The sequence below is a fragment of the Ruegeria sp. YKSE079 genome, from assembly GCF_059612845.1.
On the sequence record NZ_JBXWRJ010000002.1, the window covers coordinates 177,554 to 194,657 of the forward strand.

A 17,104-nucleotide genomic window follows, 5' to 3' on the forward strand; every position below is an offset into this window, starting at 1 on the left:
CCTTAGAAATTGACGATCGTCTGGATGACGATGGCATTGGCGATATCCACGAAGAAGGCGGATACAAGGGGGAGCACGATAAAGGCAAGAGGTGACGGGCCATATTGCTTGGTCACGGCGGTCATATTGGCAATCGCGGTGGGAGTGGCCCCCAGCGAGAACCCGGCAAAGCCCGAGGCGAGCACCGCCGCCATATAGCTGCGCCCCATGATGACGAAGAGGCCAAATATGACGAAAGCGATGGTAAATGCGGTCTGGGCCAGCATGATGGTGGCGATGGCGAGGCCCTGTCCCGCAATGGTCCAGAGTTGCAGGCTCATCAGCGACATGGCCAGGAACGCACCAAGCGAGAATTCCGAGATCAGGCCAAGGGCAGCCGTCCGGGTGACCGGGGGTGCATCTGGAAACAGCGCGGTACGCAGGTTTCCCACGACGATGGCCATGATCAGGCAAGGCACGAAAAGCGGCAGCATGACGCCTGCGGCCTGAACGGCCTGATGCGCGAAGAAACCAAGGACGATGGAGATGTTGAGATGCAGCAAAACCCGCATGATTGCGTGGTGGTCGATCCTGCCATGGCTGCCCCCCTCGTCGGATACGCCGATGGTCAGTTCCTGATCGGGGTCGGAGGAGGTCAGACTGTTTTTCTCGACCAGGTATTTTGCCACCGGGCCGCCAACGATGGCGGCCAGAACGAGCCCCAGCGTGGCGACGGCGACGCCCAGTTCGGTCGCGCCCTGAAAACCGGTCAGGTCGGCCACTTGTGGCGCCCATGCGATGGCGGTGCCATGCCCGCCGATCAGCGAGGCCGAGCCGAACAGCACGCCCGCCCGGGCGGGAAAACCGAAAAGCCACGCCCCGGCGACGCCGATCAGGTTCTGCGCGATCATGCAGATGAGGGTGATGATCAGCAGAAAAAGCAGTGGTTTGCCCCCGGCCACCAGATCGGAAAACCGCGCATTCAGGCCGATCCCGGCAAAGAACAGCACCAGCAGAAAGTCGCGCGGGCGCAGATCGAACCCGAGCTCGACCCCCGACGCCAGATAGAGCGCCAGCAAAAGGGCGGAGGCCAGCAGGCCGCCGGTCACCGGTTCCGGGATGTTGTAGCGTCGCAGAACGGCCAAGCGCGCGTTGATGGCGGCCCCGCTCAGATAGACCGCAAAACCAAGGGTGACGGTGATGAAGGCCGGTATGTCCATGCGCGCCGTCTATCCTTCGGGCCGCGGCGGGCATTCTTCGCCCACCACCGTGCCGTCATAGGCCTTTTGCCCACAATTGTTGAGAACATGCCAGACATAGCCCTGTCCGGTTTCGGTGATGGCCACGATGCGGTCGACGCCGAAATGGATGTTCTTGGCCCCGAGATAGGCGCGCGCGGTGCCGTCTTTCAACGCCACGCCGATCTCTACCGCGTCGAAACAGTCGAACCAGCCCGGCGCGGTCAGGGGTTCGGCGGCGTCCACGGCGGCATATTTCGTCGAGAGGTCCTCGAGGCTGAGATTTGTCCGGAAACAGGCGCGGTAGCGGATCGGAGAGCTGTCAGCGTCGATCGCGCTGAAATCTGTATATTCGATCGCCACGGGAGTTCCGTCGGCACTGGCCAGCAGTTCCACGTCCTGACCCGGACGGGCGGCCACGTCGTAGTAGAACCCGTAGACCTGCAGATAATACATCGCCGCACCCGCCGCGACACAGCACGCTAGAAGGATCGCAACCAGTATCTTTCCCGTCATAGTCGGACTCCTTGGGTCAGGCCGCCCCTTTCAGGGCAGTCAAAAATCGGTCAGGTTTGGACCGGCGGCAGATAAGAGGGGAGCGCCGGACATGGATACCAGTTTTGCCGTCGGATTTTTCGGTGCGCTTTTTGCCATCATGAACCCGGTCACCAACCTGCCGGTTTTCCTGAGTGTGACCAGTGGCGCCTCGGTGGCGGATCAGCGCAAGATCGCGCTGAAAACGGCGCTTTATTGCATCATTCTGGGCGCGGGCTTTGCCGCCGTTGGGGCGCAGGTGCTGAAGCTGTTCGGGATCAGCGTCGATGATTTCCGTGTCGCGGGCGGTCTGGTGGTTCTTTATATCGCGTTCAACATGCTGCACGGAAGCGAAACCAGTTCGCACCACGGCACAAAAGGGGAAAAACAGGACTATCCCGACGCCGAGACGGTGGCCTTTTATCCGCTGGCCTTTCCCATTCTGGTCGGTCCCGGCACCATCACCACGCTGATCATCTATGCCCACAAGATCACGGGCACCGCGCATCTGATCGGATATGTCGCAGTCTTTCTGTTGGTTGTGGCCTTGCTGGCGGTGACGTTCTGGAATGCGGCAGCACTGTCGCAACGCCTGTCCACCACCGCCCGTGTGATCATGAGCCGGTTCATGGGGATGATCCTTGCCGCCATCGCGATAGGCATGATCACCGACGGGCTCAAGGCGTTGCTGCCGGGACTGGCCTGAGTGAACCAACCCCATCAGGCCGCCTGCCCGCCCGCCTCCGTCTGCACGAAGGCATCGGCGCATTGTTTGGCCAGGGCACGCACCCGGCCAATATAGGCCTGGCGTTCCGTGACCGAGATCACCCCGCGCGCGTCGAGCAGGTTGAAGATGTGGCTGGCCTTGATGCACTGGTCGTACGCGGGGTGCGCCATCACGATGCGCTTGCCGGTTTTGGGATCGTCATGGTCCTGCGCGAGGATCGCGGCGCATTCGGCCTCGGCCTCTTGGAAATGCCTGAGCAGCACCTCGGTGTTGGCCACGTCGAAGTTCCAGCGGGCGTATTCCTCTTCGGTCTGTTTGAAGATATCGCCATAGCTGAGCGGGCTGGGCGCGTCGGGGTCATTGAAGGGCATGTCCATCACGTGGTCGATGCCCAGCACGTACATGGCCAGACGTTCCAGACCATAAGTCAGCTCGCCCGAGACCGGAGTGCAGTCATGGCCGCCGACCTGCTGGAAATAGGTGAACTGGCTGACCTCCATGCCGTCGCACCAGACCTCCCACCCCAGGCCCCATGCGCCCAGAGTGGGGCTTTCCCAGTCATCTTCGACAAAACGGATGTCGTGCAGGCCCATGTCGATTCCGATGGCTTCCAGAGAACCGAGATAGAGCTCTTGCAGGTTTGGCGGGCTGGGTTTGATCAGCACCTGATACTGATAGTAATGCTGCAAACGGTTCGGGTTTTCGCCATAGCGCCCGTCAGTAGGGCGGCGGGATGGCTGCACGTAGGCAGCAGCCCAGGGTTTGGACCCCAAAGCGCGCAGAGTGGTGGCCGGGTGGAAGGTACCGGCGCCGACCTCCATGTCATAGGGTTGCAGGATGGCGCATCCCTTTGACGCCCAATAGGATTGCAGACGCAGGATGATCTCCTGAAAAGAGCGCGGCGCGTTAGGCTTGTCGGTCATGGCGGTCCTTCTGGGTGCGTCCACCCGGTTCCAATGGGTTTTGCCTTTCCTATGCAAGGGGTCGGGGGGCGTCAACGGCCCTTTGTCGCCCGACCCGGCCCGTGCTGTCGCCCGACCGCCACACCCGGGCGATCAGTGGCGGCAGGCATGGCATTTGATGGAAAATCCTGCATAAGCTTTGACAACGATAAGCCCACGGAACACGGGACAACAAATGATACGAGCATTCGCGACTTTGGTCGTTTTTATTTTCTTTGGATTGGGCGCTGCGGTGGCGCAGCAAGGCCAGGACGACGCGGTCTGGGTTCAGATCGAAGCGCTGCCATCCCTGCGCGAGGCGCAGGATCGCGCACAGGTTTACACGGACTATCTGGCCGACGTGAACGGGTTCCAGCTGCGTCAGGGCTGGTACGCGATCGTGCTTGGGCCTTATACCCGGTCCGATGCCGAACAGGTGCTGCGCGTCTATCGCATCGAAGGGCAAATCCCGCAGGACAGTTTCATCGCCCTGCCCGGCGCATTGGGCCAGCAGTTCTGGCCGATTGGCGCCTCTGCACAGGCACCTGCCACGCAAACCGCGCCTGTGGAAAGCCCGGAACAGACACAGACAGCGGTGCAGTCCCTAAGCGATCTGCCGGACGAAACCGTGGCCGAAGCGCGCCAGAGCGAGCGGCTTTTGACCGCGGAAGAGCGCAAGGGTTTGCAGATCGCCCTGCAGGCCGCCGGGTTCTACAACTCGGCGATTGACGGGGCTTTTGGGGCCGGGACACGCCGCTCGATGGCGGACTGGCAATATGGTAACGGGTTTCAGGAAACCGGCGTTCTGACCACGAAGCAGCGCAAGATCCTGATGGACGACTATAATGCGCCGCTGATCAGCGTGGGGATGAAGCGCCATGCCGACCGCGATGCCGGGATCGAGATGGACCTGCCGTTGGAGGCGGTTGCATTTTCCCGCTATGAGGCGCCGTTTGCGCATTTCGACAGCGCCTCGGATCTGGGGGTGCGGGTTCTGCTGATCAGCCAGCAGGGCGATCAGGCGACACTGCGCGGCCTATACGATGTCATGCAGTCGCTGGAGATCGTGCCGCTGGACGGCCCGCGCGAGTTCAGCCGCGACAGCTTTACGCTGGAGGGGCGCGGCAAGGGGATCGTCAGCTATACCCAGGCCGGGTTGCAGGATGGACAGATCAAGGGCTTTACTCTGGTCTGGCCTGACGGGGATGACGCCCGTCGCGCGCGGGTTCTGGCAAGCATGAAGGCCAGTTTCACCCGACTGGGCGGAGTGCTTGCGGACAGCGCGGGCGTAGATGACGGGCAAAGCATCGACCTGATGGCCGGTCTCAACATCCGCAAGCCCCGGCTGTCGCGGTCGGGCTTTTTCGTCGATGCCAGCGGCACGGTCGCCACGGTGAGCGAAGTGACCGAGGGCTGCGCCCGGATCACCCTGAACGACGATCATGTCGCCGAAGTCATCGGCGGCGATACAAGTCTTGGCGTGGCCCTGCTGCGCCCGACCGAGACGCTTGCACCGATGTCGGTGGCACAGTTCGTGACCGCCACGCCGCGCCTGCAATCCGAGGTTGCGGTGGCGGGCTTTTCCTATGAGGGCGCGTTGGGCTCGCCCACGCTGACCTATGGCAAGCTGGCCGATATCCGGGGGCTTGATGGCAACGCTAGAACGTCCCGGCTGGAGCTTGAGGCGCAAAGTGGCGATGCCGGAGGGCCGGTATTCGACCAGACTGGCGCGGTTCTGGGCATGCTTCTGCCCGATCCCAAGACCGGGCAGACGCTGCCGGTCGATGTCAGCCTGGCGGCAGCGTCCGCAGCGCTGGAAACCGCGCTGGCCGACAAGGGGCTGAGCCCGCAAGCGGCGAGCGGTGCAGAGAGCGTCACGCCGAACGAGTTGCTGCGTCGGGCGCTGGGAATGACGGTTCTGGTCAGCTGCTGGGACTGATACACTTGTTTCGAAACGCAAAAGCCCGCAGCCTTGCACGCTGCGGGCTTTTTCAGTTTGTCTGCGTGGATCAGGCGATATCCGGGGTCACACGGATCAGGGTTGGCCCGTTGGCCCTGAACGCGGTACGCACCGCCGTTTGCATCTCGTCCAATGTTTGGGGGGCGGCCGCAGCAGCGCCAAAGGCTTCGGCCAGTTTGCAGAAATCAGGGTTGCGGGCGATGACCGCATTTGGCGCGATCTGACTCCGCACCATGCTGTCCTCGATCTCTTTCAGTTTGCCGTTGTCCCACAGGATGATCGGCAGCGGCAGGCCGAGTTCGACCGCCACGCCCAATTCCTGCATCGTATAGTGAAACCCGTAGTCGCCGGCGATCACCGCCGTCGGCTTGCCGCGCCGACCGACCGCGCCGCCGATCCCGGCAGGCAGGGCATAACCCAATGTGCCAAACCCTGTGGGGTGGTGCCAGTGATAGGGATAGGGCATGTCCCACACTTCCTTGGCCACATAGGCAAACTGGGTCATGTCGGAATAGATCATCGTTTCCGCCGGCATGGCGGCCTTGAGCGCATCCGCGACACGAACGATGCCCGGGCGTTCGGCGTCAACCTCGGCCCGCCAGCGCGCCTTTGTCTCGGCTACCTCTTGGGCGTTCCAACCGGTTGCCGTTTTCAGGGTCTCGGATTCGGACCAGAGCGCGCGGGCGAAACTTTCGCCATCTGCCTGCAGCTTGACCGCCGCGCGGTGGCCGTCGGCCAGGACTTCGGTGTCGATATCGACGCGGATCAGCGGTGCCTTGTGGCCCAGATCGGTGCGCCACAGGTCGACCTCGGCAAGTTCGGTTCCGACCGCCACCACCAGATCGGCGGATGCGATCACCTCGGCGCTGCCCGGGCGGGCCAGCGTCGCGCCGAAATCGAGCGCATATCCCGCCCCCGCCAACCCACGTCCGGCATATGTGGTGAAGCAGGCCGCACCCAGCTGTGTCAGGATCTGCCGCCACAGGTTCGATTTCGTCCCGCCACCCAGAATGAACAGGGGTCGCCGCGCGGTGTTCAGCATGGAAATGACTGGGGCGACATCGGGCTTGAGCGCCTTGGTGCGCAGCGCGGGCTGGAACGGGAACGGCGCGGGTTCGGCATCACCCTGCAGCTGGGCGATCGGCACCTGAATGTGCTTGGGCCGCGGGCGATTGATCTCGAACTCTTCAAAGGCGCGTTCGATCAGGCCATAGGCGGCCTGGGGAGAGTTGGCGCAATGGGACCAGTCACAAACCGTGGCCGCCGCCTCTTGATCCTTCATCTGGTGCAGTTGCCCGCGACGTGCCGAAACCTCGTCAAGGCAGGAGGAGATAACCAGCATCGGAACCGAATCCGAATACCCCTGCCCCATCGGCGTCATGATGTTGCACAGGCCCGGCCCGGTGATCACGTAAGCCACCCCCGGTCTGCCCGTCGCCCGCGCATAGCCGTCGGCCATGAACCCCGCGCCCTGTTCGTGGCGGGTCAGGATATGGGTGATGCCGGCCTCTTCGATGCCCCGGTACATTTCCTGATTATGAACACCGGGAATGCCAAAGATGACATCAACCCCGCGATCCCTGAGCATGTGCGATATCTGCGCGCCGAGTGGCCTTTTCATCAGTTTCTCCAGAATTTGCGGGTGAAGATCACGTAAACGGCCAGAAGTTCCAGCCGCCCGATCAGCATCCCGGCAGACAACATCCATTTCGCGGTGTCATTCAGCCCCGCGAAATTGCCCGAGGGGCCGATTTGCGGACCGAGGCCGGGGCCAATATTGGCCAGTGCGGCGGCGGCACCGGACACAGCGGTGATGAAGTCGAGCCCGGTCAGTGCCAGCCCCCAGGACAGGATGCCCATCGACACCACGAAGAACACGAAAAAGCTCATGACCGAGCTGAGGACATCGGGGCCGACGGGGCGTCCATCATATCGGGGGGTGAATATACCGTGGGGCGACCGGGTACGCTGAATCTGGGTCCTGATCGAGGCGAACAGCAACTGATAGCGGAAGATCTTGATCGAACAGGCGGTTGATCCGGCGCAACCGCCGATCAGACCGATGAAGAAAAAGACGGCGATCAGGAAACTGCCCCAGTTCATGTAATCGACGCTGGCATACCCCGTTCCCGAAATGATCGAGGTGATATTGAACAGCGCCTCGCGGAAGGCCTGTTCGATGTGATGGGGGAAGATGCTGGTCAGAACAAAGGTGGTGATGATGACAAGAACGCCGATGGTCGCCAGGAAGACCCGGATCTGGCTGTCGCGCCAAAGGGGTTGAGCGGAACCGTTCACCAGTTGGACGTAGCGGACAAAGGGAAGCGCCGCGACGATCATGAAGATCGATGCCGCGTATTCCGCGGGACCCGAGAAGGTACCGAACGAGGCATCGTAGTTGGAAAACCCGCCCGTGGACATGGTCGTCAACGAGTGCACCAGCGCATCAAAAAAGCTCATCCCCAAAGTGGTGTAGACCAAGGCGCAAATGGCCGTCAGAGCAATGTAGATATAGGCAATCTGCCCGGCAATTTCTTGCGCGCGTGGCAAGATTTTCCCCATGGTTTCAAACCCTTCCGAGCGAAAGATCTGCATGCCACCCACGCGCAGTTCGGGCAGGAACACCATTGCCACGACGATGATCCCGATCCCGCCAAGCCACTGCAGGATACCGCGCCACAAAAGAATTCCGCGCGGCAAATCATCAAGACCGGCGACTACTGTCGAGCCGGTTGTGGTGAGACCCGACATCGCCTCGAAGAACGCGTCCACGAAACGCAGTTCAGTGGCCCCGAGCATCAGTGGCAGCGCACCGAAGAACGGCAGGGCGACCCAGACGGTTGTTGTGACCAGAAATGTCTGCCGGATCGTCAGACCCTCGCGCACGCCGTTGGCGCAGCTGAGCGCCAGCACGGTGCCCGAAAGCAGTGTGATGACCCCGCTTTCGAGAAACACATGCCACTCACCGCGCCCCTCGATCAGGTCGGCAAGCATCGGAAACAGCATGGTCGCGCCAAGAATGGCGACCAGAAGGCCGATCACGTATCCGACAGGGCGTAGGTCAATCATGACGCGCAGCGTTGGCGCGTCATTCCGGCACTGTCAAGGCAAAGGCCGCTTTCTAGCCGTCGGTTTTGGGCTTTGGTCCCGGCATTGTCGGCGGTCGTGATGGTTTCCGCGTTCTGCGGGGCGATGCCTTTGACGCGGGCTTTTTGGTAGAGGCCGAACGAACCGGTGGAGATTTGGGCGGTGAAGTCACGGGCGCCACGGGTTTGGTCGTTACGTCCGCCCTGTTGGCCTCTGACGCCTTGGGGCTTTTACCCGGAAGCGTCGGCTTGCCATCTGTACCGGCATTCGCTGTGTCATCCCGTGAAGGCTGTGGTTCCGGTGTCGTTGCCACGGGATTCTTATCTGCGACCATCGTTTCCGGAACTGTTTTGGCCTCTTTCTGAACCGGTTTCTGCACTTGCCCAGTCGGCTGATCGGGTGTTGCGGGTTTTACGCTAGTTTCAGGCGCCACCGCTGCCTGCGCGCCGCCTTCCTGAGCCTTTTGGGCCGAAGCGTGCTCTGGTTTCGGTGCTTGCGTTGGCGCTGTTGTCTTGGGGACGACTTCGGAAACTTTCCGTGTTTTCTGTGTGTTGATCGGCGCGGCTTGTTTTGTCCGGAACGTCGGTTTGGCTTCGGTACTATAGGTTTTGGCAGTTGCCTTTGGCTCTGGTTGAACATCGCGTTCTGTGCGAGCCTGGCAAGATGGTACCGAAGAGGCGGCCTGAAGCGCGCGCACTTGCGCCATTGGTGCATCAAGGGCCGAGCGTGTCATGATCTGCATGATCCGCAGATTGTTTGTCAGAACATAGCCCGCCAAGCGCATCGCGGCGGCCTGATATTCGAACGGTTGGGAAATCGGATTCATTGAAGAGTGTCTCCTATAAGGAAAAAGCAAGCAGGAGCAGGTGAAGAAAGAGAATCAGGCCACTGGTTAACAGGTATCTGGCGGTGACGCGCCTTGCCAACAAAGGTATTGTACATCAAAGGCCTAGTCCGCTTTTGACCAACCCGCCGACAGGGGCGGCAGTTGCTTACGGGATGACCTTAGGTCAATTTCTTCCGCATGCGCAGCATTAATTGCCGCGACGCAGCGTAACTGGTGAAACTCAGCGGAAAATCACCGGTTGCCCGCTATGCGGACAATCGGGGTCAGCCGACGTGGAAGAGAGTGTTGAACAGCTTGGGGTCGAGGCTGGATGCGGCAAAGGTCGAGCCTTCGGTCAGGATCGAGACCGCGTCATGACTGTGCAGGCTTTCCTGATGGCTGGCGATCACCCGAAAATCACCGATATGGTGGTCGGCCTGCAGTTCGGCGCAAAAAAGGCGAGCGGCATCCTCGACAAAAATCGGGTTGGCGGCGTTCAGCTCGGCAAAAGCTTGTTCGTCCTCGCGCTTGACCATGACCTGCGTCTCGGTCGGCACCGCACGACGGCACAGCCCAATCAGATCCTCGAACCACAGGCAATCGGCGTCCGGGTCCACCACCGCCGAAATCCGCGCCACCGAGCGCTGCGAATGCGGCGTGGCCAGTTGCCCGCGCATCGCACGCGCGTGTTCACTGAGTTCCAGCGAACAGGGGCAGGTCGAGGAATAGACATAATCCAGATGGATGATCTTTTGCCGCACGCCGCCCTGTTCGACCAATTCCAGCGCGATGTCGTAATACTGGTAACCCGACAGGCCCGAACGCAGGCTTTCGATCCGGTCGGGATAGGAAAACCGCATCTGGATACGGGCATCGAAGCTGTCCAGATCGGTCATGTAGTCGCTCAGAGCCGCCTCGATCACCTCGAAACTGAAGGTACGCTCGGCATGCTTGTAGAAGGACCGCATGATCCGGGACATGTTGATGCCCTTTTTCTCGGCCTCAAGGCTGACGGTGCCGGTCACCGAAGTTTCCAGCGTCAGATCCTCGCCATGCTTGCGGTGAAAGCGAATCGGCAGGCGGAAATTCGAGATGCCCACATGCTGAATCTGTTGTTTCGCGCCCCGGATCAGGCTGGCCGGCCCGTTCTGTAGATCGGGCAGCGTCGCCTTGTAGGCGTCGTCGACCGCGAATTCCTCGGGGTAGTCACGCGACAGCGCCGGATAGTTCACCGGCACCAGACCGGGCACCAGACGGGCAACCGCCGGGTCCAGCTGGCTGATCTCGGCCGCGTTGGCGGTTTTCACCCATTTCCGCAACAGTGCCAGCGCTTCGGCGGCCTGTTCACGATTGGGGTTCTCGTCAATGTCGCGAGGGTGGATGTTCATCGGCGCGTTTCCTGGTCAGGTCGTCAAGTATATAGACGACTTTCCCACAAGTTCCAATCTAGTGCTTTCCCGCTGATCTACCAAGATCCGCACCGGAAATCGTGCAAAAACCGCCTCTTCGCGACTGAAACCGTCCTGCAAACAGGATTCAGCCGGATTCCCGGGTCAGGATCGTCAGCAATTCCGACAAGCGGCGCGAGCGTGATTTGTGGTGCGCGGTGATCGCCACGTAAGGGCGCGGCATCGCCAGTGCCGGTCCTGGGCAGCGCAGGACCTGCCCTGCTTTCAGCACCGCGTCGATTATTCGTTCGGGTAAAAGCGCAACCCCTGCCCCCGCCACGACCAGTGCCAGCGCGGCAGGGACAGAGGGCGCAGAGATGCCCGCCTGCGCCCCGGTTGACAGGCCAGCCGCGGAAAACCAGGCAGACCAGCCCGGAACTGACCCGATGGTGCTGCCCCAGTTGACCGTCACGCGGCGGCTGGTGGCCGGGTTGCATGCCGTGCGCGCCACCGGAATCAAATGATCGTAGAAAAGCGGTGTGATCTTATAGTCCGGCAACTCGCCACCATAGCTCAGCCGGGCATCGACCCCATGCTGATCCAGATCGACCTCTTCGGCCTCGACCCGCAAGGCGACGGGCACATCCGGGCGCTGCGTGGCAAACCGGGCGAGCCGTGGCGGTAACCACAATTCCGCCAAGGCCGGGGTGGCGCTGATTGTGAGTGGCCGCCGGGGATCGCTTTCGGTCAGGGCTTCGGTGAAGCGCGAAATGTCGGTCAGGGCCGAGGCGGCGTTTGCATAATAGTCCCGTCCGGCATCCGTCAGCCGAATCTGGTTCGCCTTGCGAGCAAACAATTGTCGGCCCAGCCAGTCTTCGAGGTTCCTGACCTGCAGGCTGACGGCTGCGGGGGTTACGCCAAGCTCGTTGCCCGCAGCGGCAAAGCTGCCGGTCCGCGCGGCGCATTCAAAGGCCCTGAGTGCGTTCAACGGGGGGAGTTTCACGATATGCCTACATAAAATCTAATGCTGACCAAGATATTTTATAGTGTCTAAGCAAGCAAGGCCAAGGCAATCTGGCACGAAATCACCGGAGACCGAACATGCGCGACATCCTGGATCTGAACCGCTTTCCCATCGATCAACCCGATAGCCCGGCCTGGCAACGGCTGGTGGACCGCTGCCGCGCGGATCTTGCCGCGAACGGTATGTTCAACCTTGACGGCCTGATGCGACCGGAGATTGCCGCGCAAGCAGTCGATGCGATGACCCCGCGTTTTGCCAGTGACGCCTTTTTGCACGAGCGGATGCACAACATCTATTTCAAGCCAATCGAGGACCTGCCCGAGGATCATCCCGCGTTGCGGCAATTCAAGACTTCGAACCGCACGCTTTGCGCCGATCAGATCGGGGGCTCACCCCTGTTGCGCCTTTATGAATGGCCGGAATTCGCCCTGTTCCTGGCCGCGACGATGGACAAGCCCGAGCTGCATGTGATGGACGATCCGTTGGCGCGGGTGAACGTGATGTCCTATGGCGAGGGTCAGGCGCTCAACTGGCATTTCGACCGCTCGGAGTTCACCACCACCTTGCTGTTACAGGCCCCAAAGGCGGGTGGCGGGTTTGAATACCGCACCGACCTGCGCAGCGAGGGCGACCCCAACTATGATGGCGTCGCGCGGCTGTTGCGGGGGGAAGACCCGGACAGCAAGGAGATTTCTCTGAGTCCCGGAACACTGAACGTATTCAAGGGCAAGAACACCGCCCATCGCGTGACGCCGGTGCGCGGAGACAGGGAACGGATCATCGCGGTCTTTTCGTATTATGAACGCCCAGGCGTGACTTTTACCGAAACCGAGCGCGCCGGTTTTTACGGGCGGGTGGGCTGAACCGTCGGCGTGATCACGCGTATTCTTGCCGAAACGCGAGTTGTAGGCATACTTGGTTCCTGCCCCTGATTGACCGGAGGAGCCGTGCAACGTCGCCTGACCACCATCGTCGCCGCCGATCTGGCGGGGTATTCGCGGCTGATATCCGCGGACGAAGAAGGCACGCTGACGCGGCTGCGCAACTTGTTCGACAGGGTCATCCTGCCTGGACTGTCAGCCGGTGGTGGACGGCTGATCAAGACCATGGGTGACGGTCTTTTGGCCGAATTTCCGTCGCCTGTGTCTGCGGTTCGTACCATGATGGACATGCTGGGCCAGCTTGCCGCGCATGAGGCTGACCAACCCGACGAGAAACGCATGCGGTTTCGGGTCGGAATCAATCTGGGCGATGTGGTGAGCGACGGGGACGATATTCTGGGCGATGGCGTCAACATTGCCGCCCGTCTGGAAAGCCTTGCACTGCCCGGTGGTCTTTGCATTTCCCGAAGCGTTCATGACCAAGTGCGCGGCAAGATCGAAGCGGAATTGACGGCGCTTGGCCCGCAAACCGTCAAGAACATTCCCGAACCGGTCGAAGTCTGGCGGGTAGAGAACACTGGGAGCGCACCAGCCGCGAAGGCCGCCACTACACGGCCTTCGATCGCTGTCCTACCCTTCGACAACATGTCCACGGATCCCGATCAGGAGTTCCTGGCCGACGGTATCGTCGAGGACGTGATCACCGAACTCAGCCGCTTCCGTTCGCTTTTCGTCATCGCCCGCAACTCGACCTTCGCCTACAAGGGCACCCATAAGGATGTGCGCAAAATCGCACGGGAACTGGATGTGCGATACGTGGTCGAAGGGTCGGTTCGGCGTGCGGGCAATCGCCTGCGGATCACGGCGCAGCTGATCGAAGCCGAAACCGGCATTCACGTCTGGGCCGACCGATTTGAACGGACGATGGAAGACCTGTTCGATCTGCAAGATGAGATTTCAGCCATGATCGTTTCGACCGTCGATGTTCAGGTGCGTCAGGCGGAAGTGTCGCGATCAGCGCGAAGACCGCCCTCCAGCCTGGACAGTTGGACCAATTACCAGCGTGGTATGAACCTGTTCTATCAATCCACCCGTACCGGCAACATCGAAGCGCGCAAATTTCTGGAACGGGCGCTGGACGACGACCCGGATTTTGCGCTGGCCTGTGCGGGACTGGCGTTGGTCTGCATCACCGATATCGCCATGGGGTTCTCCGAAGAACCGGAAGCCACACTGGAACGTGGAATTCGACTGGCCCGGGACGCGCTCACGTTGGACGAACAGGACGCAATGGCGCATCTGGCGCTCGGTCGTCTGCTCAGCATGTCCGGGCAACCCGACCTGGCCGTTGCCTCGCTGGAGCGGGCGATCGAACTGAACCCGAACCTGGCCTTTGCCCATTACAACCTGGGTCAGGCGTTGAATGCCATGGGTCGGGCGTCTGAGGCGTTGCCGTATGTCGAGGCGGCTCTGCGCCTGAACCCGCAGGACCCTTTCGTCTGGATGCCGCTGATGCTGAAAACCGTTTGTCTTATCCAGATGGCAAGACCCGAAGACGCAATAGTCGCCGCAAGAATGGCGGTTCGAGCCAATACCAAGGTTCATTGGACACATTTCGCCCAGACAGTCGCGTACGCAGCCGCTGGTCGGGCAGACGAGGCGGCGCGCGCTGCGCAAGAATTGATCCGGGTGCGGCCGAGCTATTCCATCACCGAGTTCCAAGCGATGCTGCCCAGTTTCAACACAGGTTTGCTGGAGCTGATGTCCGACTATCTTCGCCAGGCCGGCATCCCGGAATCACCGGAACAAGAACCGGGGGCTGGCGAGACCTGATCCAAGGCCAAGCAGGTCCCGTGCGCGACCCGCGAAAATTCTGTCGCCGTGACCCGCCCGCTATTGCGCAGCGTCGAGCGCCTGTTGCAGATCTGCCAACAAATCGTCGGCGTCCTCCAACCCAACCGAAAAACGGATCAGGCCGGGGGTGATGCCCAACTCGTCGCGCTGCGCGTCGCTCAACCTCTGGTGCGTCGTTGTCGCCGGGTGGGTGGCAATGGATTTGGCGTCGCCCAGATTGTTCGAGATCACCGGGATGTTCAACGCGTTGAGGAACCGGAACGCCGCAGCCTTGCCGCCCTTGATGTCGAGCGAGAGGACGGTGCCGCCCTTGCCGCCCAACTGGCTTTGGACCAGTGCGTTTTGCGCGTGGGTTTTCAGGCCAGGATAAAGCGTCCGTTCCAGCGCCGGGTGCCCTTCCAGCGCCTCGGCCAGTTTCTGCGCAGTCTCGGCCTGTGCGTTCACCCGCAGCGCCATGGTCTCCAGCCCCTTGAGCATGATCCACGCATTGAACGGGCTGAGCGCTCCACCGGTATGTTTCAGATAAGGTTCGACCGTGCCGCGTATGAACTCGCGGGTGCCGATGATCACACCGCCCAGCGCCCGCCCCTGCCCGTCGATGTGCTTGGTCGCGGAATAGATGACGACATCCGCGCCCTGCTCGATGGCGCGGGAATAAACCGGGGTCGAGAATACGTTGTCGACGATCACGACCGCACCGGCCGCATGAGCCAGTTCGGCCACGCCGGCGATATCGATCACCTCGAGCGTCGGGTTCGACATGGATTCGAAAAACACCGCCTTGGTGTCAGGACGGATCGCCGCTTTCCACTGTTCCAGATCGGTGCCGTCTACAAAGCTGACCTCGACACCGAAGCGGGTCAGAATATTCTCGACGATATAGAGACACGACCCAAAGAGCGCCTTGGCCGAAACTATGTGATCCCCGGCCTTCAGCATCGAGGTCAGCGCACCGTTGACCGCAGCCATGCCCGAGGCGGTGGCAAAGGCATCCTCGGCCCCTTCCAGCGCCGCGATGCGCTGTTCGAACATCGACACTGTAGGGTTGCCGTAGCGGGCATAGATGAACTCGTCAGGTCCGCATTCGATGAACCGGGCCTCGGCCTGTTCGGCGTTCTCATAAACGAAGCCTTGTGTGAGGAAGATCGCCTCGCTCACTTCGTTGTACTGACTGCGGCGAATACCGCCATGCACGGCTTGGGTGCGTTTGTTCCAGCTCTCGCTCATCTCATTCCTTTCAGCCTCGGGCAGAGGCAAACAAAAAACCCCAGACGCGGCCAAGCGAAAGGGGTCTTTCATCCTGACCTTTTAGCGGTGTTGTTTAGCGTGGCCCGCAATCCGGTAACAAATCGCCACGTTGTTCGATGCGATGCCATAACGCCTGATCTGCCCATGCGTCAAGTCCGATGCGGACTGCGCTCACGGTTCTGTCACCTGTTCTTTTGCCACTTGCCGTTCTTCGGCAAAAGCTCATCATCCTCCCGTTAACCCGGAGGAGACGATGGCGGACCCGATCGAGCTATACTATTGGCCCACGCCCAACGGCTGGAAAATCTCCATCGCGCTGGAAGAGATGGGGCTGCCATACAATGTCAACCTGATCGACATCCGCGCGGGCGGCCAGTTCGACTCTGAATTTCTAAAAATCGCGCCCAACAACCGGATGCCCGCGATCACCGATCCGGATGGGCCGGATGGCGAACCGGTGTCGATCTTCGAAAGCGGTGCGATCCTGATGTACCTGGCGCGCAAGACCGGGCGATTCTATGGAAGGACACAGCGTGACCGGATCGCGGTCGAGGAATGGCTGATGTGGCAGATGGGCGGCGTTGGCCCGATGGCGGGTCAGGCGCATCACTTCCTGAAATACGCCCCCTATCTCGATCCGCCGCAGGACCTGCCCTATGCCAAGGACCGCTACCGAGCCGAGGTCGCGCGGCTTTATGGAGTGCTGGACCGGCGTCTGGCCAGGAATGAATTCGTGGCGGGCGATTTCTATTCCATCGCCGACATGTCCATCTGGGGCTGGGCGAGCCTGTGGGAAGGTCAACAGCAGACGTTGGAAGACAAGCCCCACTTTGCCCGTTGGCTGGAAACCGTGGGCGCGCGGCCCGCTGTGCAGGCGGGCCGGGACTTGCATATCGAATTGCGCACCGATCATCGCGACAAGCAGGCGCAAAGTGTTCTGTTCAGGCGATAGCCCGCCCACCCCACGCCTTTGCGAGTAGCGATCACCTACGCGATCTGACACAATTCGGTCATGCTGTTGCGTTTCGTGATTCCCTTGCTGGTCTTTGGTCAAGTAGCCCCGGCGGCGGAGCCGATGTCCGCCGAGGAATTCGACGCCTATACCCGCGGCAAGACGCTGTTTTATGGCTTTGACGGCGTGGCTTACGGGGTCGAGGAGTATTTGCCCAATCGCCGCGTCATCTGGTCGTTTCTTGATGGCAATTGCAAGGAAGGCATCTGGTACGAACAGGGCCGCCAGATCTGTTTCGTTTACGAAGACCGCCTGGACCCGCAATGTTGGGAATTCTCTCAATCCTCCGGCGGCCTGATCGCCCGGTTCGAAGGCGATCCCGAGGCGACCGAACTGTATGAAGCCGAGGATATCGGCGAGGAAATGATCTGTTACGGGCCGGATGTCGGGGTTTGACGCGCCTTG

At 61.1% G+C, this 17,104-nt stretch carries 15 protein-coding genes and 1 riboswitch; of the genes, 6 read left to right on the plus strand and 9 right to left on the minus strand.

What is annotated here, in order from left to right:
- Positions 1–2: 2 nt before the first annotated feature.
- Both gltS and AC2FMY_RS02465 read right to left on the minus strand, forming a co-directional pair.
- Positions 3–1,199, minus strand: coding sequence for a sodium/glutamate symporter (gltS, locus tag AC2FMY_RS02460; protein WP_480748225.1), 1,197 nt, complete (start codon positions 1,197–1,199; stop codon positions 3–5).
- A 9-nt stretch (positions 1,200–1,208) separates the two neighbouring features.
- Positions 1,209–1,733, minus strand: a complete 525-nt coding sequence (locus tag AC2FMY_RS02465; protein WP_496806932.1) for a DUF6446 family protein — start codon at positions 1,731–1,733, stop codon at positions 1,209–1,211.
- Positions 1,734–1,824: 91 nt separating this feature from the next.
- Between AC2FMY_RS02465 and AC2FMY_RS02470 the strand changes: the two genes are divergently transcribed.
- Positions 1,825–2,457: a MarC family protein gene (locus tag AC2FMY_RS02470; protein ID WP_496744698.1), complete on the plus strand. Its 633-nt coding sequence runs from the start codon at positions 1,825–1,827 to the stop codon at positions 2,455–2,457.
- Positions 2,458–2,471: 14 nt separating this feature from the next.
- Here AC2FMY_RS02470 and AC2FMY_RS02475 read toward each other — a convergent pair whose 3' ends face one another.
- Positions 2,472–3,401: a glycine--tRNA ligase subunit alpha gene (locus AC2FMY_RS02475; protein ID WP_480748222.1), complete on the minus strand. Its 930-nt coding sequence runs from the start codon at positions 3,399–3,401 to the stop codon at positions 2,472–2,474.
- A 214-nt stretch (positions 3,402–3,615) separates the two neighbouring features.
- Between AC2FMY_RS02475 and AC2FMY_RS02480 the strand changes: the two genes are divergently transcribed.
- Positions 3,616–5,358 carry a serine protease gene (locus AC2FMY_RS02480; RefSeq protein ID WP_496744700.1) on the plus strand — a complete coding sequence of 581 codons (1,743 nt, stop codon included), beginning with the start codon at positions 3,616–3,618 and terminating at the stop codon, positions 5,356–5,358.
- Between the two features lie 70 nt (positions 5,359–5,428).
- Here AC2FMY_RS02480 and AC2FMY_RS02485 read toward each other — a convergent pair whose 3' ends face one another.
- From AC2FMY_RS02485 to AC2FMY_RS02505, 5 genes are all read right to left on the minus strand, one after another.
- Entirely contained in the window at positions 5,429–7,000 is a 1,572-nt protein-coding gene (locus AC2FMY_RS02485) for a thiamine pyrophosphate-binding protein (protein ID WP_496744702.1), read from the minus strand.
- Positions 7,000–8,448, minus strand: a complete 1,449-nt coding sequence (locus AC2FMY_RS02490; RefSeq protein ID WP_496744704.1) for a TrkH family potassium uptake protein — start codon at positions 8,446–8,448, stop codon at positions 7,000–7,002. The genes AC2FMY_RS02485 and AC2FMY_RS02490 overlap by 1 nt, the downstream gene beginning before the upstream one ends.
- Positions 8,449–8,500: 52 nt before the next feature.
- Positions 8,501–9,292 carry a hypothetical protein gene (locus AC2FMY_RS02495; protein ID WP_496806933.1) on the minus strand — a complete coding sequence of 264 codons (792 nt, stop codon included), beginning with the start codon at positions 9,290–9,292 and terminating at the stop codon, positions 8,501–8,503.
- A gap of 284 nt (positions 9,293–9,576) precedes the next feature.
- A complete protein-coding gene (folE2, locus tag AC2FMY_RS02500; RefSeq protein WP_496744707.1) occupies positions 9,577–10,680 on the minus strand; it encodes a GTP cyclohydrolase FolE2 in 1,104 nt (367 codons plus the stop codon).
- Positions 10,681–10,828: 148 nt separating this feature from the next.
- Entirely contained in the window at positions 10,829–11,683 is an 855-nt protein-coding gene (locus AC2FMY_RS02505; RefSeq protein WP_496806934.1) for a LysR substrate-binding domain-containing protein, read from the minus strand.
- A 98-nt stretch (positions 11,684–11,781) separates the two neighbouring features.
- On the opposite strand from AC2FMY_RS02505, the gene AC2FMY_RS02510 reads away from it, so the two are divergent.
- Together AC2FMY_RS02510 and AC2FMY_RS02515 are read left to right on the plus strand one after the other, a co-directional pair.
- The gene (locus AC2FMY_RS02510) at positions 11,782–12,567 is read left to right on the plus strand and encodes a HalD/BesD family halogenase (protein WP_496744711.1); all 786 of its coding nucleotides are present in this window, start codon (positions 11,782–11,784) and stop codon (positions 12,565–12,567) included.
- 84 nt (positions 12,568–12,651) lie between these two features.
- Positions 12,652–14,418: an adenylate/guanylate cyclase domain-containing protein gene (locus tag AC2FMY_RS02515; protein ID WP_496806935.1), complete on the plus strand. Its 1,767-nt coding sequence runs from the start codon at positions 12,652–12,654 to the stop codon at positions 14,416–14,418.
- A 60-nt stretch (positions 14,419–14,478) separates the two neighbouring features.
- On the opposite strand, the gene metZ is transcribed toward AC2FMY_RS02515, so the two are convergent.
- Entirely contained in the window at positions 14,479–15,666 is a 1,188-nt protein-coding gene (metZ, locus tag AC2FMY_RS02520; RefSeq protein WP_496806936.1) for an O-succinylhomoserine sulfhydrylase, read from the minus strand.
- 61 nt (positions 15,667–15,727) lie between these two features.
- A riboswitch (SAM riboswitch) is annotated at positions 15,728–15,805 on the minus strand.
- A 135-nt stretch (positions 15,806–15,940) separates the two neighbouring features.
- Between metZ and AC2FMY_RS02525 the strand changes: the two genes are divergently transcribed.
- Both AC2FMY_RS02525 and AC2FMY_RS02530 read left to right on the plus strand, forming a co-directional pair.
- Positions 15,941–16,639 carry a glutathione S-transferase N-terminal domain-containing protein gene (locus tag AC2FMY_RS02525; RefSeq protein ID WP_496744717.1) on the plus strand — a complete coding sequence of 233 codons (699 nt, stop codon included), beginning with the start codon at positions 15,941–15,943 and terminating at the stop codon, positions 16,637–16,639.
- A 60-nt stretch (positions 16,640–16,699) separates the two neighbouring features.
- Positions 16,700–17,095: a hypothetical protein gene (locus tag AC2FMY_RS02530; RefSeq protein WP_480748212.1), complete on the plus strand. Its 396-nt coding sequence runs from the start codon at positions 16,700–16,702 to the stop codon at positions 17,093–17,095.
- Positions 17,096–17,104 lie beyond the last annotated feature (9 nt).

Coding starts and splice junctions, on each gene's coding strand:
- AC2FMY_RS02480 (WP_496744700.1), top strand. CDS start 3,616: ATGATACGAGCATTCGCGACTTTGGTCGTTTTTATTTTCTTTGGATTG.
- AC2FMY_RS02475 (WP_480748222.1), bottom strand. CDS start 3,401: ATGACCGACAAGCCTAACGCGCCGCGCTCTTTTCAGGAGATCATCCTG.
- AC2FMY_RS02465 (WP_496806932.1), bottom strand. CDS start 1,733: ATGACGGGAAAGATACTGGTTGCGATCCTTCTAGCGTGCTGTGTCGCG.
- AC2FMY_RS02525 (WP_496744717.1), top strand. CDS start 15,941: ATGGCGGACCCGATCGAGCTATACTATTGGCCCACGCCCAACGGCTGG.
- AC2FMY_RS02470 (WP_496744698.1), top strand. CDS start 1,825: ATGGATACCAGTTTTGCCGTCGGATTTTTCGGTGCGCTTTTTGCCATC.
- AC2FMY_RS02485 (WP_496744702.1), bottom strand. CDS start 7,000: ATGAAAAGGCCACTCGGCGCGCAGATATCGCACATGCTCAGGGATCGC.
- metZ (WP_496806936.1), bottom strand. CDS start 15,666: ATGAGCGAGAGCTGGAACAAACGCACCCAAGCCGTGCATGGCGGTATT.
- AC2FMY_RS02495 (WP_496806933.1), bottom strand. CDS start 9,292: ATGAATCCGATTTCCCAACCGTTCGAATATCAGGCCGCCGCGATGCGC.
- gltS (WP_480748225.1), bottom strand. CDS start 1,199: ATGGACATACCGGCCTTCATCACCGTCACCCTTGGTTTTGCGGTCTAT.
- AC2FMY_RS02510 (WP_496744711.1), top strand. CDS start 11,782: ATGCGCGACATCCTGGATCTGAACCGCTTTCCCATCGATCAACCCGAT.
- AC2FMY_RS02530 (WP_480748212.1), top strand. CDS start 16,700: ATGCTGTTGCGTTTCGTGATTCCCTTGCTGGTCTTTGGTCAAGTAGCC.
- folE2 (WP_496744707.1), bottom strand. CDS start 10,680: ATGAACATCCACCCTCGCGACATTGACGAGAACCCCAATCGTGAACAG.
- AC2FMY_RS02490 (WP_496744704.1), bottom strand. CDS start 8,448: ATGATTGACCTACGCCCTGTCGGATACGTGATCGGCCTTCTGGTCGCC.